Source organism: Rahnella sp. NRRL B-41462 (assembly GCF_003263525.1).
Taxonomy (GTDB): domain Bacteria; phylum Pseudomonadota; class Gammaproteobacteria; order Enterobacterales; family Enterobacteriaceae; genus Rahnella; species Rahnella aceris.
This window is the reverse complement of record NZ_JYDF01000101.1, coordinates 35,834-59,005: the sequence shown is the minus strand read 5'-3', so window position 1 is coordinate 59,005 and position 23,172 is coordinate 35,834. Positions and strand designations below refer to the sequence as shown.

Below are 23,172 nucleotides of genomic sequence, written 5' to 3'. Positions count from 1 at the left end.
GCGACAGGCTGGAAATCTTGCCGCGTTGCGGTTCCTTCTCCCGGTCTTCGAGCCACTGGTCTCGAAGCCGCTCCGTTCAGCAAGATTTCTGATTCGCCCGCAGGATTCTAAATTCAAAAGCAGAAGGGTTTTATCTTTTAGAAATGTCGATTGGCGTGCTCAAAAATGGCACCGAATGAACGGTTCGAGACCTATGGCTCGAAGCCTGAAATTCGGGAATCGCGCAGCGATGACATTTTGCGCCACACACTAATGCGCCAGAACATGTCCGCCGTGCCCGCGACAGCGCGCAGTGAAAAAGCGAAGGGAGATCCAAGAGGGAAAAAGCACTTTTCCCTCTTGGTCGGTTTCGGCGCGAGAGGCCATGTGATAAATGTTAGTGAGAAACCGAAATTGTCTCGATCAAGCGTTTCAAGACGGGGGCGTGGGGATCACCCCCCGCAAACTTTCCCCACGGCTTTCTCAAACCTTTCCATCCCTTCTTCAATATCCGCGAAGTCGATAACAAGCGATGGCGCAAACCGCATCACGTTTGGTCCGGCGACCAGCATCATCAATCCGAATTCTGCCGCGGCGGCATGGAATTCTCCGGCGCGGTTTTTATACGCATCAGAAAGCTCGGCGCCGATCAGCAAACCCTGGCCGCGGAACTCGCTGAAGATGTGATATTTCTGGTTGATGGCCTCCAGCGCGCTGATGAATTTCTCGCGGCGCTCGTTGATCCCGGCCAGCACGTCTGGCGTATTGATGATATCCAGTGCAGCCTCAGCGACGGCGCAGGCCAGCGGGTTACCGCCGTAGGTGGTGCCATGTTTGCCCGGTTCCATCACCGAGGCCACGTCTTCGGTTGCCAGCATGGCGGAAACCGGGAAACCACCGCCGAGCGCTTTGGCAGTGGTCAGGATGTCCGGCGTCACGCCGTAATGCATGTAGCTGAACAACTTGCCGCTGCGCCCCATGCCGCTTTGTACTTCATCCAGCACCAGCAGCGCCTGATGTTTGTCACAAAGCTCGCGCAGACCTTGCAGAAACGCTTTGGTCGCAGGCGTGACACCGCCCTCTCCTTGCACAGGCTCGACAACAATGGCGCAGGTGTGGTCGTCGATCACCGCTTTTACGGCATCCAGATCGTTGAACGGCACGTGCACAATATCAGCGGGTTTCGGGCCGAAGCCGTCGGAGTATTTCGGCTGGCCACCCACGGAAACCGTGAACAGCGTGCGACCGTGGAAGGCATTATGGAAAGCGATGATCTTACTTTTGTACGGGCTGTGACGGTGCGAAGCGTAATAGCGCGCCAGTTTAAAGGCCGCTTCGTTGGCTTCAGCGCCGGAGTTGGCGAAGAATACGCGGTCGGCAAAGGTGGCGTCGATCAGCTTCTGCGCCAGTCGAAGGGCGGGTTCATTGGTAAATACGTTACTGACATGCCACAGGGTTTCGCCCTGCTCGTGCAACGCTTTCACCAGTGCCGGATGGCAATGTCCAAGCGCCGTCACAGCGATACCCCCGGCGAAATCAACGTACTCGTTCCCTTGCTGATCCCACACGCGACTGCCTTTACCTTTCACGGGAATGAATTTCGCAGGTGAATAAACCGGCAAAATAACTTTATCGAATGTGCCCCGATCTACCGATGATTTTTCCGCCATTACCCTTCTCCCTCACGACCATTGATATGAAAATATAATCACAAAATATGCATAAAAAATCACACACAGGCAAACAGAAATCGCATCTGATGGGTAAGTAATTTTTTCAGCAATATTAACTGATTAGATTTTAAGGAAATTATCCAAAAGCTGATGCCCCTGCTCGCTCAAAATGCTTTCAGGATGGAACTGAACGCCATGCAGCGGCAAGGTTTTGTGCATGATGCCCATAATGTCGTCACGACCACCATCCCGTTCTGTCCATGCAGTAACCTCGAAACAATCGGGCAGCGTCTGTGGCGCGACCACCAGCGAATGGTAGCGCGTCACGGTCAGCGGATTATTCAGCCCGGTAAAGACACTCCTGCCGGTATGGCGGACAGGGGATGTTTTACCGTGAATGGCCTGCCGGGCGCGGACGATGCTCGCGCCGAACGCCTGCGCCATCGCCTGATGCCCGAGGCACACGCCAAGTATCGGTAAACGGTCGGAGAAATGGGCAATCGCTTGCAGGGAAATGCCAGCCTGATCAGGCGTACACGGGCCGGGAGAAATCACCAGATGTGAGGGGGAAAGCTGTTCAATGTCGGTGAGCGTCAGCTGATCATTACGCATCACTTTCACCTCTGCACCTAGCTCGCAAAAATATTGATAGAGGTTGTAGGTGAAGGAATCGTAGTTGTCGATCAGCAGCAGCATAGTGTACCCGGTAAAAGTCGGAAAATTTACCGGGCAATTCTACGCATTTTTCAGCTCAGGCTCAGTATTTTGTCGATCAATGTTCTTCCGGGATTTCACTGACAACAGTATTAAAAATTGCCACCAGCTCGGATTCATCACCAAACACCGCCGTTTTATTGGCCGCCAGCCAGCGCTCACGATCCACTTTGGACCAGTCAATATCGTAGCCAGCATGAATGACCAGTTGCTCGATGAAGATCCGCAGCGCACGTCCGTTACCTTCGCGGAACGGATGCAGCAGATTCAGGCCGGTGTAATAGTGAGCCAGACGCTCAGCGAGATTATCCAGGGGTAACCCGACCAGAAACTCTTCTTCTTCAAGCTCCTGCATCAGCGCGTTGCCCTCTTTTTCGATGTATTCGAAATGGCAAAACTGAGTGTCATCCTTGTAGATATCGATTTCACGGAACTCGCCTGCCCAGGCGTAAATATCCTGGAACAAAGACAGATGCACCGCACACAGATGCGGCAGTCCCATCACCGCAGGCCCAAGCGGCATCGCTGACGCGCGCAGGGCAGTAAATGCGAGTTCGGCCTGCAACAGACGATGTTCTTCACGGATTTCCAGCCGGTTTTTCAGCACATTGATGCCGGTATAATAGTAAGGGTCGGCACCGGGCACGAGTTTATCGTTCATAGTGCTTCCTCAGTTCGGTGAGGCGTTGTGAAATTTGTTCGTTGTCTAACGTGATAACCTCAACCTGCAAACCATCCAGCGCGCTACTGGCCTGAAAGTTCTGCCGCTGACGTTCGCGAAAAAGTTTTTCCTGCTGCCTGAGTGTCAGTTTCTTCGCCATTATTTCCTCCCTGGGTACAGCCATTCGGGCACATACCTTGTGGAGTTAAGTATAGACAGAGAAAAAAGGGCGCCAGCTTCAGCGCCCTAAACTCGGATTATTCAACAGCGATAGGGGTCTCGTTCACGTCGGTTTTATGATCTGCCTGAAGCGTTTTCACGCGATCCTCAAGCTGTTTCACCGCCTGCGCATCCGGCAGAAGTGAATATTTCAGTTCAAACACCGTGCTCTGGCCAGGTTGCAGTTGTTTCACGCGGCCTTGTTTACGTTCGATAGTGACCGGATACGCATAGTTGGTGCCCGGTTCGATACCCGTAACGTAACCCTGCTTCAGAGTGTCGGTGTTTTTCCACAGCGTCAGCAGCGGCAACTGATGGGTATCGAATTCAATCGATGCTCCTTTGTTGCCCGCTTTGTTCACTACGCCAGCAATGGTTTTACCCTGTGCATCCGCCAGCGGAACCATGTTAAAGACCATCTCGTCGAAGCCTTTGGTTGGCCCGGCGTAAGTCTGCCAGTCTGCTAAACCTTTTTTGGCGTAATCATTGAACGGAGAAATTGATTTCAGCGGCGCAATGAAACGGGCGCCCTGCTCAAGGATCGGCTGACCGAAATTACTGTGATAAATAATCTGGTAGTCGTGCGGATAATCCGACTGGTTAGTCAGGGTGTCGTGGATGGTCCACGAATGACTACCCGGCACGTAACGCAGCTCAGTCCAGGTTTCCAGCTTGGCTTTCTTAAAGGTGTCTTCTTTCAGCAAGCCGCGCACCGTGATTTCATAAGGGGCTTTATCGGCAATATCAACCACCACTTTCGAGGCTGGTGTATTGCCCGCCCGACCGTGCAGCGTGTAAATCATGCCGTCAGCAGTAACAGGATGTCCGGTCCATTCAAAGCCGCAACGCACCATCATTTCGTTGAAACCTTCCAGCCAGCCCACGCCGTTACGGCTTTCAAGGTTGATATAGGCCGGATTCACCACCTCCTGAACCGGAGAATCCCAACCTAAGCGGATGTTATCGCCGGTCACGTGCAGTAAATCCATCCCGCGCGTCGGGCTCAGTGCAATCGTCAGCCCTTTGCTGGTAATAGTGATGACTTTTGACCCTTCCTGTTTGCCACCGTGAAGCACTTTTTGTTCGATGCTGAAATCCGCGCCCGCGATGTTCAGCTTTTTGTTGTCAGTCTTCCAGTTTCCCAGTTCTGTACCGGCTTCAGCATCCGTCAGCACGATGGTTTGTGCAGTGGCCTGCCACGAAAAAAGCCCCAGAACGATCCCGGTAACGAGTAATTTTTTCACAATAACCCCTTTTTGCTGAATTGATTTAGCCCAAAAGCAATTCAGCCTACAAAGTCCGGCAGGCGAAAAACGTGACAGCCTTCAAGTTGAGCGGTTTTTATGCTAAATGACAGGCAGTAACGTGCCAGACCTCGCAAAAAATCGTAATTTCAGAGAGAAATTGCAAATGAAACTGAGATCTCAGGCAGGAAGAGACGCGCATAAGCTGATGCGTTTCAGCTTATGCGCGTTAGCAGAAGGATGTTACTTTTTACGGCCTCCCATAATGGAACCGAGAACCCCACGCAGGATCTGACGACCTAAATCACGCGCCATGCTTTTTGCCGCAACCTGTACCACACCGTCACGTTTACCCCCCCGTGGTCCGGTGCTGCCGAACAATATTTCATTCAGTCCCCCCATCAGCCCACCGCCGGAAGGGGTTTGCGCCGCCGGTTTGGCCGGGCCTGTGGATTGCGGCGTGTTGATCGTGCCGAAACCTTGTGCGGTGATTTTTTCGTAGGCCGATTCACGGTCTATGCTGTCTTCATAGCGACCATACAGAGGCGACTGGTTGATCGCTTTGTTACGTTCGTCGTCGCCAGTCATGCCCATTTTCGATTCCGGCGCTATCACCATCGCCCGCTCAACGATTTCAGGACGCCCCTTTTCATCCAGAAATGACACCAGCGCCTCGCCAACGCCCAGTTCAGTGATCGCCGTTTCAGCGTCGAAAGCCGGATTCGCGCGCAGTGTTTGCGCCGCCGCTTTGACCGCTTTCTGGTCACGCGGCGTAAAGGCGCGTAAGGCATGCTGTACGCGGTTACCGAGCTGCCCGAGCACGCTGTCAGGAATATCCAGCGGGTTTTGCGTCACGAAGTAAATACCCACGCCTTTGGAGCGGATCAGCCGCACGACCTGTTCAATTTTTGTCAGCAGCGCCTGCGGGGCGTCATTGAACAGCAGATGAGCTTCGTCAAAGAAGAACACCAGTTTGGGCTGCTCAGGGTCACCGACTTCCGGCAGATGCTCAAAAAGTTCAGCCAGCAGCCACAGCAGGAAAACGGAGTAGAGTTTAGGCTGATTAATCAGCTTATCCGCGGCCAGCAGGTTGATAATACCGTGGCCTTTCTTGTCGGTTTTCATCAGGTCATTAATATCCAGCATCGGCTCACCGAAGAACTGATTTGCGCCCTGACCTTCCAGCGTCAGCAAGCCTCGCTGAATGGCGCCGATGGAAGCGGAAGAAATATTGCCGTACTGCGTCTGGAACTGTTTAGCGTTATCACCGGTAAACTGCACCATGGCACGCAAATCTTTCATATCGAGCAGCAACAAGCCGTTGTCGTCGGCAATCTTAAACACCAGTTGCAGCACGCCGCTTTGCACGTCATTAAGATCGAGCAATCGCGCCAGCAGCAGCGGCCCGAGGTCAGAAATCGTCGCGCGGATCGGATGGCCTTTTTCACCAAAGATATCCCACGGGATAATGCTGCATGCCTGCGGCTGCCAGTCCGTCACGCCAATATCATTCAACCGCGCGGCGAGTTTTTCCGACGCCACACCTTCAGCACCAATACCGGATAAATCCCCTTTCACATCGGCCAGAAAAACCGGAATACCGATACGGGAAAACTGCTCGGCCATTCGTTGCAGCGTGACGGTTTTACCGGTACCGGTCGCGCCGGTAATCAGTCCATGTCGGTTCGCCAGCGCAGGAAGGATCACCAGATCCTGTACCGGTTTACCTTCATTCATGGCTTTGGCAATCAGACGGGCTTCACTCATTTCATTGTCCTTGAAAGTGGGAGGCGGGGAGCTTTCTATAAAACTATAAGTCTCATCAAAGGGGCGTCAATAAATAGGCAATAAAAAGCCCCCGGAACCGGAGGCTTAGAAAAACAGTATTCTGGAGGAAGGGCTGAAAAATTAAGGCAGCACTTTCGCAGACAGGATCACAATCGGCGTCGTCGGCACGTTCTGGTAAGGCCCGACATTATCCGTTTTGACCTGAGACATTTTGTCTACCACATCCATGCCTTTAATGACTTTACCAAATACGGCATAGCCGAAATCACGCTGACCGTGATCGAGGAAGGCGTTATCTGCCACGTTGATGAAGAACTGGCTGGTCGCGCTGTCTTTATCGGCAGTACGCGCCATGGCGATGGTGCCGCGCAGGTTACGCAGGCCATTGTCCGCTTCGTTCTTGATCGGCTCTTTGGGCGCTTTTTGCTGCATGTCAGCCGTAAAACCGCCACCCTGCACCATGAAGCCCGGGATCACGCGGTGGAAAATGGTGTTGTTGTAATAGCCGCTCTGAGCGTAATCAACGAAATTCTTCACAGAAACCGGTGCCTTCGCACTGTCGAGTTCCAATTCGATATTCCCCGCTGAAGTGGTCAGCATGACATGGGTTTGGGCGGCCGCAAGAACAGGCTCCATTGCAGTCAGGGATAGCAGCGCAGTCAGGGCCACTAAAGTACGTTTAAACATGACGGTTCCTTTCTTCAGAATACAAACAACAGATCCCACTGATTCTAAAGAGGCTTTACGCTTAGCGCCAGACCTTTACCTTTATTTACGCTTGGGAATAAATATTCCAATTATTTCAGAATATTACATCATATTTTTCACTGCCTTAGCTGTTGAAATCCACAGCGTGATCTTCATCAAGATGGATGAGGGTTTTTGCCAGCTGTGTTTGCGCGATCAGTACGCCCTCGCGCAGAGAATATTGTACCGGTGTCTGGCGGCGCACCGCGTCGAAACCACTTTGTGCTGGCAGGATCACCAGGCTGGCAGCATAGCCACTTTCCAGACCGTAACCTTGCAGATTCATAGTGCGGGCGCTGTAGGTGGTGATGAGCTTCAGCCCGTCATTAATTTGCTGATATCCCATCAGCTGACAGACATGCAGCCCCATGTGCAGTACCTGCAACATATTGGCGGTGCCGAGCGGATACCACGGGTCAAACACATCATCATGGCCGAAACAGACGTTGATCCCCGCCTCCAGCATTTCTTTCACACGCGTAATACCGCGGCGTTTCGGATAGGTGTCAAACCGTCCCTGCAGGTGGATATTGACCAGCGGATTGGCGACAAAGTTGATACCTGACATTTTCAGCAAGCGGAATAAACGCGAAGTGTACGCGCCGTTATAGGAATGCATCGCGGTGGTATGGCTGGCGGTAACGCGCGCGCCCATGTTTTCACGCAGGGCCAGCGCGGCCACAGTTTCGACAAAACGCGACTGCTCATCGTCAATTTCATCGCAATGGACGTCGATCAGCTTGTCGTATTTTTTCGCCAGTTCGAAGGTTTTATGCAGCGATTCCACACCGTATTCGCGGGTGAACTCGAAATGGGGAATCGCACCGACGACGTCAGCGCCCAGCTTCAGCGCCTCTTCCAGCAAGGCTTCGCCGTTCGGGTACGACATGATGCCTTCCTGCGGAAACGCCACAATTTGCAGCGTGACCCACGGCGCGACTTCAGCTTTCACTTCCAGCATGGCTTTGAGTGCCGTCAGCGTCGGATCAGACACATCCACATGGGTGCGCACATGCTGGATGCCGTTGGCTATCTGCCACTTTAGTGTCTGCCAGGCGCGCTGTTTGACGTCTTCATGCGACAACAGCGCCTTGCGTTCTGCCCAGCGTTCAATGCCTTCAAATAACGTACCGGACTGATTCCATGCTGGCTGACCGGCGGTTTGAGTGGTATCGAGATGAATGTGCGGCTCGATAAAAGGAGGGATTGCCAACCCCCCTTCAGCATCCAGGATATGCTCGCCATAGTCGGCATTATCCCATTGAGGGACAATCTGGCGTATCACGCCGCCTTCGATATCTATCTGCCACAACCCTTCCCGGTCAGGCAACCGTACATTTTTCACGGTACGCAAAAGAGTTTTCGTCACGCGTTACCTCATCATTTTTAGTAAGACTGCGTTGTCGGTGATGTTAAAGCCAATCTTAGAACAATAGCCTGAAAGTGTTTATAAATCGAAAGGTTACGCAAAAACCCAATAAAATCAGTCAAATACCCCCTAAGGAGTATATTGGAACTGGCTTGATTTGCATCAATACCCCCTGTTACGCGCGGGTTATGTTTAGCCTCAGAAAATCAATATTGAGGCAATTATGAGCAAAGTCAGAATCGCGATTATTGGCAACGGCATGGTCGGCCATCGCTTTATCGAAGATTTACTGGATAAAGCAGAACCGGGCCAGTTCGATATCACGGTATTTTGTGAAGAGCCGCGCGTGGCCTATGACCGCGTCCATCTTTCCTCTTATTTTTCACATCATACTGCCGAAGAACTGTCGCTGGTTCGCGAAGGATTCTACGAAAAACATAACGTCAATGTGCTGATTGGCGAACGGGCGATTACGCTCAACCGCAGTGAAAAAGTCATTCATTCCAGCAGCGGCCGCACGGTGTATTACGACAAACTGATTATCGCCACCGGCTCCTACCCGTGGGTGCCGCCGATCGCGGGTTCTGACAGTCAGGATTGCTTCGTTTACCGCACCATTGAAGACTTACATGCCATCGAATCCTGCGCCCGTCGTAGCAAACGCGGTGCCGTGGTCGGCGGCGGTTTACTCGGCCTTGAAGCCGCCGGTGCATTGAAAAACCTCGGGGTTGAAACCCACGTGGTAGAATTCGCCCCCGGCCTGATGGCGGAACAACTCGATACGCAGGGTGGCAGCCAGCTACGCCAGAAAATCGAAAGCATGGGCGTACGCGTCCACACCGCCAAAAATACTCAACAGATTGTTCAGGGCGGCACGTCTGCCCGTAAAACGATGGAGTTCGCCGACGGCACCTTCCTTGAAGTCGATTTCATCGTATTCTCCACCGGTATCCGTCCGCAGGACAAACTGGCGCGCCAGTGTGATTTAGAGATCGCTCCGCGCGGTGGCATTGTGATTAACGACCAGTGCCAGACCAGTGACCCGGATGTGTACGCCATCGGCGAATGTGCTTCGTGGAATCAGCGTACTTTCGGTCTGGTGGCACCGGGCTACAAAATGGCGCAGGTCACCGCTGATCATTTACTCGGTCGCGATAACGCCTTCACCGGCGCAGACATGAGCGCCAAACTGAAACTGTTAGGCGTGGATGTGGCCGGTATCGGCGACGCGCATGCCCGCACGCCGGGCGCACGCAGCTACGTTTATCTGGATGAAACCAAAGCGTTGTACAAACGCCTGGTGGTCAGCGAAGACAATAAAACGCTGCTCGGTGCCGTGCTGGTCGGTGATACCAGCGATTACGGCAATCTGCTGCAACTGGTGCTGAACAGTATTCCACTGCCGGAAAATCCCGATGCGCTGATCCTGCCCGCTCACGCAGGCAGCGGTGGCGCGGTGATTGGCACCGATGCCCTGCCGGAAAGCGCGCAAATCTGTTCGTGTTTTGACGTCACCAAAGGCGATATCATCAAAGCGGTTCAGGGCGGTTGTCACACCGTGGCGGCACTAAAATCGGCGACCAAAGCCGGTACCGGTTGCGGCGGCTGTATCCCGCTGGTAACGCAGGTGCTAAATGCTGAACTCAGCAAACAAGGCATCGAAGTTAACCATCATCTGTGCGAACACTTCGCCTATTCGCGCCAGGAGCTTTATCACCTGATCCGCGTGGAAGGTATCCGCTCATTCGACGACTTGCTGAATAAATACGGCAAAGGCTACGGTTGTGAAGTCTGTAAACCGACCGTCGGATCGCTGCTGGCTTCCTGCTGGAACGATTACGTGCTGAAACCGCAGCACACGCCATTGCAGGATACCAACGATGTGTTCCTTGCTAACATGCAAAAAGACGGTACCTATTCCGTTATACCGCGCTCGCCGGGCGGTGAAATCACACCGCAAGGCTTGCAGGCAATTGGTGAAATCGCAGCTGAATACAATCTCTACACCAAAATTACCGGCTCGCAGCGTATCGGCATGTTCGGCGCGCAAAAGGACGATTTACCCGCCATCTGGCAGAAACTGATTAACGCCGGCTTCGAAACCGGTCAGGCCTACGCCAAAGCCCTGCGTATGGCAAAAACCTGCGTCGGCAGCACCTGGTGCCGTTACGGCGTGGGCGACAGCCTCGGTTTCGGCATCAGCCTGGAAAACCGCTACAAAGGCATCCGCACGCCCCACAAAATGAAATTTGGCGTGTCCGGTTGTACCCGTGAATGCTCGGAAGCACAGGGCAAAGATGTCGGGATTATCGCCACGGAAAACGGCTGGAACCTGTATGTCTGCGGCAACGGCGGCATGAAACCACGGCACGGTGATTTACTGGCCGCCGATCTGGATAACGACACCCTGCTGCGTTATCTCGACCGTTTCATGATGTTCTACATCCGCACTGCCGATAAACTGCAACGTACCTCGGTCTGGATGGACAATCTCGAAGGCGGTATCGACTACCTGCGTAAAGTCATCATCGATAACAAACTGGGAATTAACGACCAGCTCGAAGCCGAACTGACACGCCTGCGCGACTCAGCGGTTTGTGAATGGCAGGAAACGCTGAACGATCCGGCGGCGCAAACCCGCTTCAGTCACTTTATCAACAGCAGCCAGCGTGACCCGAACGTGCAGTTCGTCGGTGAGCGTCAGCAACATCGTCCGGCGCGTCCTGACGAACGTATCCCGGTAAGACAAATCGCCGACGGGGAGGAAGTATTATGAGCCAATGGTTAACGCTTTGTTCTGTCGACCAGATCCTGCCTGCATGCGGTGTTTGCGCACTGGCAGGCGATCAGCAGGTCGCGCTGTTTCGTCCTTATGCTGATGAGCAGATTTTTGCGCTGTCGAACATCGACCCTTTCGCACAGGCCAGCGTGCTGTCACGCGGGATTATCGCTGAACATCAGGGCGAGCTTTGGGTAGCCAGTCCGCTGAAAAAACAGCATTTCCGCCTGACCGACGGTGTCTGCATGGAAGACGAGCAGTATTCGATTCCGGCTTACGAGGTCCGCGTACAGAACGGAAATGTGGAAATCAACACCGCCAGGCTTCGGGCTGAAATCGGCTAAACGCCGCGCCTTCCACGCCGCCTCCGGGCGGCGTTATTATTCATTCCAAAGAACGCTATTTCAAAGAACGCCGCCTCAGAGAATATTATCTATGGATTACCTGCCCCTTTTTTGTCAGTTAAAAAACAGAGCCTGCTTACTGGTCGGTGCCGGTGATGTTGCAGAGCGTAAAGCGCGTTTGCTGCTGGAAGCTGGCGCAAAACTAACGGTGAACGCCCTCACCTTTACGCCGCAATTTCAGATCTGGGCAGATGAAGGCAAAGTCCGCCTGTTACGCGGTGAATTTTCACCGCTGCTGGTGGATGAAAAATGGCTGGTGATCGCTGCGACCGATTCCGATCTGGTGAATCAGGAAGTCAGCGAAGCCGCAGATCACCGCCGCGTGTTCTGCAACGTGGTCGATGCGCCGGAAAGTGCCAGCGTGATCATGCCGTCGATCATTGACCGTTCTCCGCTGATGATCGCGGTGTCTTCCGGCGGTAATGCGCCGGTACTCGCGCGTTTGCTGCGCGAACGTCTGGAATCCATTCTGCCGCAGCATCTGGGCAAACTGGCACAGGTCGCGGGCGGATTGCGGGCGCGGGTAAAAACACATTTTCCTGATGCTTCTGAGCGCCGTCGCTGGTGGGAAAAACTGTTTAATCATCATCGCCTGGCGCAGTCGCTGGCGAACAATGACAACGCGCAAAGCCACGAATATCTTGAAGGGTTATTCCGCGAGCCCGTGGATAAACATGGCGAAGTGATTCTGGTCGGCGCCGGACCGGGCGATGCCGGATTACTGACGCTCAAAGGCTTGCAACAGATGCAACTGGCCGACGTGGTGGTTTACGACCGGCTGGTTTCTGACAGCGTGCTTAATCTGGCACGTCGCGACGCGGAGCGGATTTTCGTGGGCAAACGTGCCGGACACCATTGTGTGCCGCAGGAGCGCATCAATGAAATCCTGCTGGAACAGGCGCAGATGGGCAAACGCGTTGTCCGTCTCAAAGGGGGCGATCCGTTTATCTTTGGTCGTGGCGGCGAAGAACTGGAAGCACTGAAAGCCGCAGGCATCGCGTTCTCCGTGGTGCCGGGCATCACGGCGGCCTCCGGTTGTTCCGCTTACAGCGGTATTCCGCTGACCCACCGCGATCACGCGCAAAGCGTGCGGCTGATCACCGGCCATGCGAAGCAGGATGGAGTTTTAGACTGGGCCTGCATGGCGCAAACTCAGCAAACACTGGTGTTTTATATGGGGCTTACGCAGGCCGGAGAGATCCAGCGCCGGTTGCTGGAGAATGGCCTGGCAGCAGAAACGCCTGTCGCACTGGTAGAAAACGGCACCAGCCAGCAACAACGAGTGGTGACAGGGAAGCTCACAGAGCTCGAAAATCTGGCGAAAAAGGTGCAAAGCCCCAGTCTGATTATTGTCGGCAGCGTGGTGAGCTTACGTCAGAAACTCAACTGGTTTGCCAGCGAAACCGTAGCGATGCCATCGGATTGAGCACAGCGGTTTACTGAGGATCTGAAAGCAAAAAACCACGTCCAAAGACGTGGTTTTGATTTAACGGCCAAAGCAGAAATTAGGGAAGAGTAACGAAGCCAATAGCTTCGTAGGCCTTCTTCAGCGTCACGCTGGCACAGGCACGGGCTTTCTCAGCCCCTTCTTTCATGACCTGTTGCAGGTAAGCTTCGTCACTGCGGAAGCGGTTAAAACGTTCCTGCACTTCAGTGAGCATGCCTGAAACCGCTTCAGCAACGGCACCTTTCAGATGACCATACATCTGGCCTTCAAATTCAGCTTCCAGCTCAGGAATGGCTTTGCCCGTCACACCAGAAAGGATATCCAGCAGGTTAGAAACGCCTGGCTTGTTTTTAATATCGTAACGGATGACAGGCGGCTCTTCAGAATCCGTCATCGCGCTTTTAATTTTTTTGGTCACCGCTTTCGGATCTTCCAGCAGGCCAATCACGTTTTTACGGTTGTCATCCGACTTTGACATCTTCTTGGTCGGTTCCTGCAATGACATCACGCGTGCACCGGATTTCGGAATGAACGGCTCCGGCACGGTAAACACATCGCCATAAAGCGCGTTGAAACGTGCGGCGATATCGCGGCTCAGTTCCAGATGTTGTTTCTGGTCTTCACCAACCGGCACCTGATTGGTCTGGTACAGCAGAATATCCGCCGCCATCAGCACCGGATAATCAAACAGGCCAGCAGTGATGCTTTCGCTGTTGGAGGTTTCATAGCGCGCTGATTTGTCTTTAAACTGCGTCATACGACCCAGCTCACCGAAATAGGTGTAGCAATTCAGCGCCCAGCTTAGCTGACTATGTTCAGGAACATGAGACTGCACGAAGATGGTACTTTTCTTCGGATCAATGCCGACCGCCAGATACAGCGCCAGCGTGTCCAGCGTCGCTTTGCGCAGCTTTTCCGCATCCTGACGCACGGTGATCGCGTGCAAATCGACGATGCAGTAAATGCATTCGTAATCGTCCTGCATTTTGACCCATTGACGCAGCGCACCCATGTAGTTGCCAATGGTCAATTCGCCTGAGGGCTGTGCGCCACTAAATACGATGGGTTTACTCATTTTATGCTTCCTGATCTTTTAAAGATAACAGCCCTAAAGTGGGCAAAAGGTCGGCGAAATTATCCAGTACGCGATCGGGTTTGGTCAGCGCGATAGTTTCACCGTAGTTATAGCCGTAAGTCATGCCCACACACGGACAACCAGCGGCCTGCGCAGCATGAATATCATTGCGAGAATCACCGACAAAAACCATTTCACTGGCGCGCAATCCGAGCAGTGCCAGGGTCATGTAGACCGGTGCCGGATGCGGTTTTTTCGCCACAACATCGTCGCCGCCAATCACGACCGTGAAATAGCTGTCGATACCCAACGATTGCAACAAAGGCGCGATGAAAGGCGTGGGTTTGTTGGTCACCAGCCCCATTGGCAGCCCGGCTGCGGCCAGTGCAGCCAGCGTCTCTTTGACTTGCGGGTATAAACGGCTGCCACCTGCGGCAGTATCGGCATAATAGTGATCGAATTTATCGCGCACTTTCTGCAGAAACTCTGGCGACAAATCACCTTCGGCCCAGCGAACGGCACGTTCAACCATCACGTCAGCACCATTGCCAATCCAGGTACTGAGACGCTCAACGCCTGCGACAGGTAAATTGAAATCACGCAGCGCCATATCCATGGCTTCAGAGAGACCCGGCGCGCTGTCGACCAGCGTACCGTCGAGGTCAAAACCTAAACCGCGGGCGGCGAGAATTTCAGTCATGGGAGACCTTAGCCAGTTCACTGCGCATATGGTCAATCACCGTGCGGTAATCCGGCTGATTGAAGATAGCGGAACCGGCGACAAACATATCTGCACCGGCAGCGGCGATTTCGCCGATATTTTCGGCTTTCACACCACCGTCTACTTCCAGACGAATGTCATAACCGCTGGCATCAATAATCTTGCGAACCTGACGCAGTTTATCCAGTGTGCCCGGAATAAACGACTGCCCGCCGAAGCCAGGATTCACCGACATCAGCAGGATCACGTCGAGTTTATCCATCACGTATTCGAGATAGCTCAGGGAGGTTGCCGGGTTAAACACCAGACCGGCTTTACAGCCATGGCTTTTAATCAGCTGCAGGGAGCGGTCAACATGCTCGGACGCTTCGGGATGGAAAGTAATGTAAGAGGCACCGGCTTCGGCAAAATCCGGGATCAGACGATCAACCGGTTTGACCATCAGGTGAACATCGATCGGCGCGGTAATGCCGTAGTTACGCAGTGATTTAAGAATGGCTGGCCCCATCGTCAGATTGGGGACGTAGTGGTTGTCCATCACATCAAAATGGACCACATCTCCGCCCGCTTCCAGAGCTTTCGCTGTGTCTTCGCCCAAACGGGCAAAGTCAGCAGACAGAATGGACGGTGCAATCAAAAACTGTTTCATCCGCTTCTCCAAACGATAGGTTTATCCGATGATCACCGCTTGGCCGGTAATCAGCGATATAGCGCTAAAAGTTCATTCACCATGCTGCGCTGGGCAACTTTACTGCTGATAGTGCGGCGCGCTGACACGCGGTGCAGCTGTTTCGCCTGTGCATACCATTCCAGCGTAAGTGGTGTTTCGTGGTTGGAAATCAGCACCGGCACATCGTTCTCATTGGAAAGCTGATACGCCAGACGAGCCAGATTACGCTGATCATCCATGCTAAAACTGTTGGTGTGGTACGCCGTAAAATTTGCTGTCGCAGAAAGCGGGGCATAAGGCGGATCACAATAAACCACCGAGCCAGACTGCGCTTTCAGCAACGTGTCCTGATAATGCTCACACACGAATACTGCATTCTTCGCTTTTTCAGCAAACCAGTAGAGTTCTTCTTCAGGAAAATAAGGCTTTTTATAACGCCCGAAAGGCACATTAAACGCGCCACTGAGATTATAACGACACAGGCCGTTGTAACAATGGCGGTTAAGATAGAGGAAAAGTACCGAGCGACGATAAGTATCGCTGCTGGCATTAAACTCAGCCCTCAGGCCGTAAAAACGATCTGATTCGTTAAACTCTGGCGTAAAAAGCACGTGAGCATCACGCACAAATTCTTCAGTGCGTGTCTTCACAATGTTGTAGAGATTGATCAGGTCGCTATTGATGTCCGCCAGAATATAAGCGTCATACTCGGTATTCAAAAATACGGAGCCCGCGCCAACAAAAGGCTCAATCAGACAATCTCCCACCGGAAGATGACGTTTGATGTCATCAATCAGCGGGTATTTGCCGCCAGCCCACTTCAAAAACGCGCGGTTCTTCTTCATGCCGTCAGTTAGCTACTTATATACAATTCACAGCCGCGGATTGTATCCTGTTTTTAGACAGCAAATCGCGTTGAGATCAGTTTCATTTTTTCAGGTCTTGCTGTACCTGATGTACAGGCTTGACCCACGGTTTTTTCGCCTGAACTTCCGCAGGCAAGCTGGAAATAGCACGTTTGGCTTCTGCAGAAGAAGCGTAGTTACCACTCACCAGTACAAACCACGGCTTCCCGTCGCGGGCGGTCTGATAAACCAGATAATTTTTCAGGCCCTGCTGTTTTGCAAACGCATTCAGTGTATTGGACTGAGAAGCGCCGCTCAGTTGCAGGGTAAAGTGCGTACCTGGCGCAGACTTAATGGCAGATGTGCTGCCAGAAGCTGTTGCCGGTGCAGAGGCAACCGGAGCAGGTGACGCGGAGGATTTGGTTGCCGGCGTTTTCGCGGTATGCGACGCCGTTGCTGATGTCTTATGCTCAGCCTGTTTCGAGGTATGAGCAGGCTGCGCATTACGCGAAGACTGTGCCGGACGTACATGGGTGGCTGACGGCTGAGAACCTGCCGGCGCCTGAGTATGAGCTGAACCGTTGACGGTCGCTGGTGCGGTCGGCAAAGAAGTCAGTGACTGAGCCGCAGGTGCCATACTGCCTTGTGCCACGCCATCGACCTGATTTTGCTGGGAAGAAAGCGCATCGCTCATATCACCCGGCAAATCGACACGTTCTTTCGCCTGACCATTATTGGGAACAGGCTCGGCTTCGGTTGGTGTCGGGGAAACTGGCGGTAAACCGATACTCTTCGGTTGCTGGCCATCAGCTGGCTGTTGACCGTCTACGGCTTGCGCCGTATTAGCCTGAGCCTGAGCAGAAGGTTGAGCAGGTGCCGCAGCATCGTTACCTGAGAGACTGATGTCTTTCGGACCATTGGTCTGCTGAGCAGGCTGGCTGGAGGAAGGTGACTTCATGGCTGAGCCGATACCGACAATCAGCAATACCAGCACCACAATCCCGATGCCGATCATCACGTACTGACGGGATACAGCGACTTTTGGAATGGAAGGAGACGGTTTGCGCGCGCGCGGTGGGCGGCGATCGCTGGTGTCTGGTTTGAGATCGTCTTCCGGTGTTAAATCATCCATCTAAAACCTCCAACCCGGCAAAAGCCTCAAGAGGCTTTACGCGGAGCAACTATCCTGACTAAAAATATAAAGCTTTGCTGGCAAACGTAAAATCGGTCGTTATCTGGCCATCATTATGGCCACAGTCTTAACGGCAATCTTCAATCGAAGCCAGCACCATTTCATGCGATACGCCGGAGCGTACTTCAGACTGACCAATTGCTTTCGGTAAAACCAGACGCAGCTCGCCAGCCAGTACTTTCTTATCACGCATCATGTGCGGCAGATAAGACTGCGCGTCCATAACTTCGGGGCCCGTCACAGGCAAACCTGCGCGGGTCAGCAGGGCTTTCACCCGGGCGATATCACCCAGACTGAACTGCCCCAGGCGATGAGCTGTATAACACGCCATCACCATTCCAGCTGCCACAGCTTCGCCATGTAACCAGTTACCGTAACCCATTTCTGCTTCAATAGCATGGCCGTAAGTATGGCCCAGATTCAGCAAGGCGCGCAGTCCGTTTTCACGTTCATCGGCAGCCACAACCTCGGCTTTCAGCTCGCAGCAACGACGGATGCAATACGCCAGCGCATTCATATCCAGCGCCAGTAAAGCATCCATGTTGTCTTCAAGCCACACAAAGAAATCAGCATCCAAAATAATGCCGTATTTGATAACTTCCGCAAGACCCGATGACATTTCACGGGCAGGCAGAGTTCGCAGACAGTCGAGATCAACCACCACCGACGCAGGCTGATAAAAAGCGCCGATCATGTTTTTTCCGAGCGGATGGTTTACCGCTGTTTTACCGCCAACGGAGGAATCAACCTGAGAAAGCAGCGTGGTTGGCACCTGAACAAAGCGTACACCGCGCTGATAACTGGCTGCAGCGAAGCCGGTTAAATCACCGACTACGCCACCACCAAGAGCGATCAGAGTCGTATCACGTCCGTGCGGCTTTTCGAGTAGCGCGGAGAACACGTCATTTAGAACAGTCAGGGATTTGTATTGTTCACCATCAGGCAAAATGACCTGATCAACACGAACGCCTGCCTGCTCCAGCACTGAACGAATTGCATCCAGATAGAGAGGGGCAAGGGTTTCATTGGTCACTATCATGACCTGATCGCCTGCCTTTACCGGCATAAAAGAAGCCGGATCGTAGAACAATCCGGCAGCAATCGTAATGGGGTAGCTACGCTCCCCTAACGTTACGGTAATCCTCTCCATGTCGTGCTCTGTGACCTTCTTTAACTGACACCCTCAGGCAATGATGGACACCAATAATCAGTTACTTTCCAGCATATTGATAATCTGGTTAGCAACGACTTTGGCACTTTGATCATCGGTACGAATAGTGACGTCGGCAATCTCTTCATACAAAGGATTGCGCTCTCTCGCCAGTGCTTCAAGCACTTCACGCGGCGGAGCACTCACTTGTAATAATGGACGTTTTTTGTCGCGTTGTGTACGCGCCAGTTGTTTTTCGATGGTAGTTTCAAGATAGACGACAACGCCACGCGCTGACAAACGGTTACGGGTTTCACGTGATTTCACGGAACCGCCACCTGTCGCCAGAACAATGCCTTGTTTTTCGGTCAGTTCGTTGATCACTTTTTCTTCGCGGTCGCGGAATCCGTCTTCGCCTTCCAAATCAAATACCCAGCCCACATCAGCTCCGGTACGTCGCTCAATTTCGTGATCGGAGTCGAAAAACTCCATATTGAGTTGCTGAGCTAACTGTCGACCAATAGTGCTTTTGCCGGCACCCATAGGCCCAACCAGAAAGATATTGCGTTTCTCTGCCATGTTTTTCGGTATTACTAAGACAATTCGTTGATGATAACCCGCCCCGCCAATCAAATTAGCGGCGGGACCTAAACTGAAACCTCATGAGCGATATAGTGCGAGATCAGAAAAAAATTATCTCAACACTCTTGGTAGTTTGGCAACCGAATAAATCACTTTGCACGCCGCAGGAGGGAAACCGTACGTTTTTATCGGCGTGTCTGTCGTAATAAAAAGATCACGGTGCTCAATTCGGTAACCCTTGTAAGCTAAATCGACGGCAGCGTCAAACTCAGAAGCCTCTTGCAACACAAAAAGTTGCATGCGCTCAACGTTATTAAGTCATTTACAAGGGGTAAGAATACCCATTTAACGGGTGAGGATTAAGGTCGGAGTGATGAAAATCACCAACTCACGCCGCTGTTCATTGGTGTATTGGTGTTTAAACAAAGAACCGACCACCGGAATGTCACCCAGGACAGGGACTTTCGTATCCGTTTTTTGGTTTTTACGCTGGAATATCCCGCCGAGTACGATCGTTTCCCCGTTTTTTACCGTCACCTGGGTTTTTATTTCCTGCTTATCGATCGCCAGCGCCTCGCCTTCGGACTGTTTGATACTTCGCCCCGGCATGTTCTGGCTAATCTGCAACGCCAGTTGAATACGCCCGTCACGCTGAATTTTCGGCATGACTTCCATTCCCAGCACCGCTTCTTTGAATTCGATCGACGTGCTGCCACTCGCCCCGCTGGAAACCTGATACGGGATTTCCGTTCCCTGTTTAATACTGGCAGTCTGCATATGCGCCGTCAGCAGCCGCGGGCTGGCAATAATATCGACCTTATCTTCCTGCTCAAGCGCCGTCAGTTCGAGATCAAGGATCCGCCCGCTGATGTGTGCAAGATTGAAGCCGGCAGTAAATATCGGATTTTCGACCGGCATTCCCATACTGAAATTGTTCATGCGCACCGCTTTTGTAATGGGTTCCTCCCCGGTAAATCCCCAGCGCACTCCAAGTTCGCGCAGGCTTTCGCTGTTCATGGTGACGATATGCGCCGCCAGCTGGACCTGCTGGAGGGGTAAATCCATCTCCTTTACCCACGGTGCCACCACATCCAGCGCCGCCTGCGTGTCACGTAACAATAGCGTATTGGTGCGGGTATCTGCAGAAGCATTGCCTTTTTGCGACAACAGCGATCCTTTCTGAGCGTTCAGGCTAAGCGCCGTCTCTTTCGCATCCGCATATTGCAAAGGGACGGTGAGGCTGATCAGCGGGCTTTGCAGCGCCTGCTGATCGGCGGCATCTTTTATCCGCTGTTGTACAACCTGCGGGTCTTCTTCAGGCGACACCAATAAAACGTTGCCCTGCAACTGACTGGTGAGATGGTTCATTTGCAGAATGATGTCGAGCGCCTGCTGCCACGGCACATCTTTGAGTTTCACACTTATCTGCCCGTCCAAACCCGGTGCGGTGACCAGATTCAGTTGCCGGGCATCCGCCAGCGCCTGCAATACCAAGCCGACCGGCGAGGACTGAAACTCCAGCGAAATCAGCGGTGGCGTACCGGCTTTCACCGGGCTAAGACATAAACACAGCAAAAACAGCACAATCCGTTTATTTACGTATTTCATTATTTTCCTTTCCCTGGAGAATCATTACCTTTACCCAGCCTGATAATCTGACGCTGTAAGCCGCAACGTGCGTCACTGAGGCTAAGTTCAACCTGCACACTGCTGAGCACTTCAACCGTCCATTGCGGCATCCCAACGAGTGAACCTGTTTCGACTTTATTCCAGCGCCCCTGCGGAGAAAGCAGCCAGCCATAACGTTGCCCTCCGACATCTGAAATCCCGCTTAACAGCCATTCAGATAACGGAGAAACACCAGCACAGTCGGGTGTCTGTGGCGTATTAAACGGATCACGCACGGCTTTCGACGCGACGACACCGCTAACAAACTCCGCCGCTGGCGCAGTTTGTGTCAGTAACACTGATGCTTTCATCCCACCACTACCGGTGGTATGCAGATTCAGCTCGCTAAACGCAGGCTGTTCGGGACGTTGCAACAGCGCATGAAGAAAATGCATCAGTTCGGTAAAAGTCACCTGCAATTGCAATTCACCCTGCGGTTCTTGTTTCGGTTGCGAAACGGGTTGCCAGCGAATCAGCACCGCCTGAGAGTCTTTCAGTGGCCGGGAAAACGCTTGCTCCAGAGGCAGGCTTTTGCGCAGTGATGTCGCATTACCGGCCAGTTCCTGCTCCAGTCTTTCCAGTGGAATCATGCGCATTAGCGTCACCTGAGCCAGGGAAAGGGTCTGTTGTGCGATGTCAATCTCCCGTTTCAGGGTTTCCTGTTGCTGCCATAATCCGCGCAATCCGAACTGATACAGCGTTAAAACCATCATCACTAAACATGCGGTCAGAATGAATACCCGCTGCCAGCCGGGTTTTTCCATCAGCGGTTCAATACGCTCTGATAGAAAACCGGTCATTGCGGTACTTCCGGCGCAGGCAGTGGCCTTTCAGCGCGAAACTGCGTTTTCATCACGAAGCTCAGATTCTGGTTGGGCTGTTGCTGTACATCAGAAAGACTGACCTTGCTGAGCAAGTCTCCTGCCGACAGCATGTCGCTCAATGCCAGAATGTCGTGGTACAACCGTCCCTCGCCTTTTAACGTCAGCATTCCCTGATGTTCTGTCAGCTCAGTCAGCCACAGTTCTTCGGGCATCTTTAACGCCAGCAGCTCCAATAATTGCAGATAGTCCCGGCTCCGCTGCACACGCTGGTGGCTCAAAAGGCGTGCTTCAGTCAGAACCTTTACCTGTGCTGAAGCGGCCTCCACACGACGCTGCTGAAGCATAATCTTTTGAATGCCTGAATTTAGCGCTGACAGCTTCACCTGCAATAACGTCCGCTCCTGCGCAATGAAAGCGGCCAGAAGCCAGGCACAGACCACCACAGAGACCGGAAACGAAACGAAAATCTTCAGCCAGCAACGCATCCGCTTTTGACGGCGCAGCTTTCGCCACGGTAATAAATTGACCTGGAGCATCAGTAATCCGCCTGACGAATAGCCAGCCCGACGGCGGGCGCAAATGCACCGGGATTCGCAGGCAAAGGCGCGGACAATTGCGCGATTGCGCTTAATGGCGACCAGCATTGCATTACCGCAGATGGCGATTCGCCACTGAAATAGTCCTCCGCGTGGCATAATGCGGCCGCGCGATACTGTGTGCGGATCTTCTGAGAAATTGAGGTTTCAGTCATGGCCTCTGCGTGATCCAGCAAGCCAAACTGGAACGGCAAGCTGTGCGGCGAAGCCCAGAGAAAGGCATCGTCAAGGGGATGAATCAGCAATGCATCACCCGGAACGCCGGCAGCACAGGCCGCCATCTGAAGTGCGCAAGGGGCCAGTTCAATAGCATCCGGGAACAACCGTGCCTGCGCCATGCATCGCACCCACTGTTCAATTTCCTGCTGCCTTGCGGCTGTAACCACCAACTGATTATCACCATGAGGATCAGCCCGGTAGTCCATCACCAGATGTTCCATGCCGAGGGGGAATTGTTTCGCGGCGTTAGCGAAAATAAACGCACTGCGCTGCGGCTCACCCAACCGGGCATCGGGCGCGGCCATTCGCTGTTGCATAATACGTTGTGCAGGAAGGCTTATTCGTAATGAAAAAGACGTCGGCAGCGTTTTTCGCCAGCACGATAAAAGGGCGATCAGCGGCGCGGTCTCATGTAATATCCCCTCCCGCAATGTGAAAGGAGGCAAAGGATGCTGCCACCAGTGACGTAATTGCCAGCCATGACGCCGCCGCTGAACGGCGATCGCACGGGCAAAACCGGCTTGAATATCCAGACCTACCTGCCATGCTTGTAGTCGCATTTTCGCCCAATCTCCATATCGTCAGGTAAATAAAAGAACGTATCCA

Annotated in this window: 22 protein-coding genes; 3 read left to right on the top strand and 19 right to left on the bottom strand. The window is 53.0% G+C overall.

All coding sequences use genetic code 11. The annotated features are described in order from the left end of the window. Window positions 1–431: 431 nt before the first annotated feature. From UC14_RS21700 to UC14_RS21665, 8 genes are all read right to left on the bottom strand, one after another. Window positions 432–1,649, bottom strand: coding sequence for an aspartate aminotransferase family protein (locus tag UC14_RS21700; RefSeq protein WP_013573632.1), 1,218 nt, complete (start codon window positions 1,647–1,649; stop codon window positions 432–434). A 123-nt stretch (window positions 1,650–1,772) separates the two neighbouring features. Continuing rightward, window positions 1,773–2,348 (bottom strand): aminodeoxychorismate synthase component II, encoded by a 576-nt coding sequence (locus UC14_RS21695; protein WP_013573631.1) that lies wholly within the window; start codon window positions 2,346–2,348, stop codon window positions 1,773–1,775. 76 nt (window positions 2,349–2,424) lie between these two features. After that, window positions 2,425–3,027, bottom strand: a complete 603-nt coding sequence (locus tag UC14_RS21690) for a putative adenosine monophosphate-protein transferase Fic (RefSeq protein ID WP_112198418.1) — start codon at window positions 3,025–3,027, stop codon at window positions 2,425–2,427. Beyond that, on the bottom strand, window positions 3,017–3,187 hold the full coding sequence (locus tag UC14_RS21685; protein WP_013573629.1) for a YhfG family protein: 171 nt from the start codon (window positions 3,185–3,187) through the stop codon (window positions 3,017–3,019). Before UC14_RS21685 ends, UC14_RS21690 begins: the two co-directional genes overlap by 11 nt. A gap of 97 nt (window positions 3,188–3,284) precedes the next feature. Continuing rightward, complete coding sequence (locus tag UC14_RS21680; protein ID WP_013573628.1) at window positions 3,285–4,490, bottom strand: aldose 1-epimerase family protein; 1,206 nt, start codon at window positions 4,488–4,490, stop codon at window positions 3,285–3,287. Window positions 4,491–4,733: 243 nt separating this feature from the next. Next, entirely contained in the window at window positions 4,734–6,257 is a 1,524-nt protein-coding gene (locus UC14_RS21675; protein ID WP_037033645.1) for a helicase HerA-like C-terminal domain-containing protein, read from the bottom strand. A gap of 141 nt (window positions 6,258–6,398) precedes the next feature. Next, window positions 6,399–6,965 (bottom strand): peptidylprolyl isomerase A, encoded by a 567-nt coding sequence (gene ppiA, locus UC14_RS21670; RefSeq protein WP_013573626.1) that lies wholly within the window; start codon window positions 6,963–6,965, stop codon window positions 6,399–6,401. A gap of 145 nt (window positions 6,966–7,110) precedes the next feature. After that, window positions 7,111–8,394 carry a cytosine deaminase gene (locus tag UC14_RS21665; protein WP_013573625.1) on the bottom strand — a complete coding sequence of 428 codons (1,284 nt, stop codon included), beginning with the start codon at window positions 8,392–8,394 and terminating at the stop codon, window positions 7,111–7,113. A gap of 223 nt (window positions 8,395–8,617) precedes the next feature. On the opposite strand from UC14_RS21665, the gene nirB reads away from it, so the two are divergent. The 3 genes from nirB (at window position 8,618) to cysG (ending at window position 13,003) form a co-directional block, all read left to right on the top strand. After that, the gene (gene nirB, locus UC14_RS21660; protein WP_112198417.1) at window positions 8,618–11,170 is read left to right on the top strand and encodes a nitrite reductase large subunit NirB; all 2,553 of its coding nucleotides are present in this window, start codon (window positions 8,618–8,620) and stop codon (window positions 11,168–11,170) included. Further along, window positions 11,167–11,517, top strand: a complete 351-nt coding sequence (gene nirD / locus UC14_RS21655) for a nitrite reductase small subunit NirD (protein ID WP_112198416.1) — start codon at window positions 11,167–11,169, stop codon at window positions 11,515–11,517. Before nirB ends, nirD begins: the two co-directional genes overlap by 4 nt. A 91-nt stretch (window positions 11,518–11,608) precedes the next feature. Next, window positions 11,609–13,003 carry a siroheme synthase CysG gene (gene cysG / locus UC14_RS21650; RefSeq protein WP_112151927.1) on the top strand — a complete coding sequence of 465 codons (1,395 nt, stop codon included), beginning with the start codon at window positions 11,609–11,611 and terminating at the stop codon, window positions 13,001–13,003. Window positions 13,004–13,082: 79 nt separating this feature from the next. Here cysG and trpS read toward each other — a convergent pair whose 3' ends face one another. The 11 genes from trpS to pilM form a co-directional block, all read right to left on the bottom strand. Next, window positions 13,083–14,099: a tryptophan--tRNA ligase gene (gene trpS, locus UC14_RS21645; RefSeq protein ID WP_112198415.1), complete on the bottom strand. Its 1,017-nt coding sequence runs from the start codon at window positions 14,097–14,099 to the stop codon at window positions 13,083–13,085. A 1-nt stretch (window position 14,100) separates the two neighbouring features. After that, a complete protein-coding gene (locus tag UC14_RS21640; protein ID WP_013573620.1) occupies window positions 14,101–14,799 on the bottom strand; it encodes a phosphoglycolate phosphatase in 699 nt (232 codons plus the stop codon). Beyond that, entirely contained in the window at window positions 14,792–15,469 is a 678-nt protein-coding gene (gene rpe, locus UC14_RS21635) for a ribulose-phosphate 3-epimerase (RefSeq protein WP_014333544.1), read from the bottom strand. Before rpe ends, UC14_RS21640 begins: the two co-directional genes overlap by 8 nt. A gap of 50 nt (window positions 15,470–15,519) precedes the next feature. Then, entirely contained in the window at window positions 15,520–16,335 is an 816-nt protein-coding gene (gene dam / locus UC14_RS21630) for an adenine-specific DNA-methyltransferase (protein ID WP_013573618.1), read from the bottom strand. Between the two features lie 82 nt (window positions 16,336–16,417). Beyond that, window positions 16,418–17,467: an SPOR domain-containing protein gene (locus UC14_RS21625; protein WP_112151928.1), complete on the bottom strand. Its 1,050-nt coding sequence runs from the start codon at window positions 17,465–17,467 to the stop codon at window positions 16,418–16,420. A gap of 127 nt (window positions 17,468–17,594) precedes the next feature. Then, window positions 17,595–18,677: a 3-dehydroquinate synthase gene (gene aroB, locus UC14_RS21620; protein ID WP_112198414.1), complete on the bottom strand. Its 1,083-nt coding sequence runs from the start codon at window positions 18,675–18,677 to the stop codon at window positions 17,595–17,597. A 57-nt stretch (window positions 18,678–18,734) separates the two neighbouring features. Next, window positions 18,735–19,256 (bottom strand): shikimate kinase AroK, encoded by a 522-nt coding sequence (gene aroK, locus UC14_RS21615; protein ID WP_014333540.1) that lies wholly within the window; start codon window positions 19,254–19,256, stop codon window positions 18,735–18,737. Window positions 19,257–19,604: 348 nt separating this feature from the next. Further along, window positions 19,605–20,867, bottom strand: a complete 1,263-nt coding sequence (hofQ, locus tag UC14_RS21610) for a DNA uptake porin HofQ (protein WP_112198413.1) — start codon at window positions 20,865–20,867, stop codon at window positions 19,605–19,607. Then, window positions 20,867–21,727, bottom strand: coding sequence for a pilus assembly protein PilO (locus UC14_RS21605; RefSeq protein ID WP_112198412.1), 861 nt, complete (start codon window positions 21,725–21,727; stop codon window positions 20,867–20,869). Before UC14_RS21605 ends, hofQ begins: the two co-directional genes overlap by 1 nt. Further along, window positions 21,724–22,287, bottom strand: coding sequence for a PilN domain-containing protein (locus UC14_RS21600; RefSeq protein WP_112198411.1), 564 nt, complete (start codon window positions 22,285–22,287; stop codon window positions 21,724–21,726). The genes UC14_RS21605 and UC14_RS21600 overlap by 4 nt, the downstream gene beginning before the upstream one ends. Further along, a complete protein-coding gene (gene pilM / locus UC14_RS21595; protein WP_013573611.1) occupies window positions 22,287–23,126 on the bottom strand; it encodes a pilus assembly protein PilM in 840 nt (279 codons plus the stop codon). The genes UC14_RS21600 and pilM overlap by 1 nt, the downstream gene beginning before the upstream one ends. Window positions 23,127–23,172: the final 46 nt, after the last annotated feature.

Coding starts and splice junctions, on each gene's coding strand:
- UC14_RS21700 (WP_013573632.1), bottom strand. CDS start 1,649: ATGGCGGAAAAATCATCGGTAGATCGGGGCACATTCGATAAAGTTATT.
- UC14_RS21695 (WP_013573631.1), bottom strand. CDS start 2,348: ATGCTGCTGCTGATCGACAACTACGATTCCTTCACCTACAACCTCTAT.
- UC14_RS21690 (WP_112198418.1), bottom strand. CDS start 3,027: ATGAACGATAAACTCGTGCCCGGTGCCGACCCTTACTATTATACCGGC.
- UC14_RS21685 (WP_013573629.1), bottom strand. CDS start 3,187: ATGGCGAAGAAACTGACACTCAGGCAGCAGGAAAAACTTTTTCGCGAA.
- UC14_RS21675 (WP_037033645.1), bottom strand. CDS start 6,257: ATGAGTGAAGCCCGTCTGATTGCCAAAGCCATGAATGAAGGTAAACCG.
- ppiA (WP_013573626.1), bottom strand. CDS start 6,965: ATGTTTAAACGTACTTTAGTGGCCCTGACTGCGCTGCTATCCCTGACT.
- nirB (WP_112198417.1), top strand. CDS start 8,618: ATGAGCAAAGTCAGAATCGCGATTATTGGCAACGGCATGGTCGGCCAT.
- nirD (WP_112198416.1), top strand. CDS start 11,167: ATGAGCCAATGGTTAACGCTTTGTTCTGTCGACCAGATCCTGCCTGCA.
- cysG (WP_112151927.1), top strand. CDS start 11,609: ATGGATTACCTGCCCCTTTTTTGTCAGTTAAAAAACAGAGCCTGCTTA.
- trpS (WP_112198415.1), bottom strand. CDS start 14,099: ATGAGTAAACCCATCGTATTTAGTGGCGCACAGCCCTCAGGCGAATTG.
- UC14_RS21640 (WP_013573620.1), bottom strand. CDS start 14,799: ATGACTGAAATTCTCGCCGCCCGCGGTTTAGGTTTTGACCTCGACGGT.
- rpe (WP_014333544.1), bottom strand. CDS start 15,469: ATGAAACAGTTTTTGATTGCACCGTCCATTCTGTCTGCTGACTTTGCC.
- dam (WP_013573618.1), bottom strand. CDS start 16,335: ATGAAGAAGAACCGCGCGTTTTTGAAGTGGGCTGGCGGCAAATACCCG.
- UC14_RS21625 (WP_112151928.1), bottom strand. CDS start 17,467: ATGGATGATTTAACACCGGAAGACGATCTCAAACCAGACACCAGCGAT.
- aroB (WP_112198414.1), bottom strand. CDS start 18,677: ATGGAGAGGATTACCGTAACGTTAGGGGAGCGTAGCTACCCCATTACG.
- aroK (WP_014333540.1), bottom strand. CDS start 19,256: ATGGCAGAGAAACGCAATATCTTTCTGGTTGGGCCTATGGGTGCCGGC.
- hofQ (WP_112198413.1), bottom strand. CDS start 20,867: ATGAAATACGTAAATAAACGGATTGTGCTGTTTTTGCTGTGTTTATGT.
- UC14_RS21605 (WP_112198412.1), bottom strand. CDS start 21,727: ATGACCGGTTTTCTATCAGAGCGTATTGAACCGCTGATGGAAAAACCC.
- UC14_RS21600 (WP_112198411.1), bottom strand. CDS start 22,287: ATGCTCCAGGTCAATTTATTACCGTGGCGAAAGCTGCGCCGTCAAAAG.
- pilM (WP_013573611.1), bottom strand. CDS start 23,126: ATGCGACTACAAGCATGGCAGGTAGGTCTGGATATTCAAGCCGGTTTT.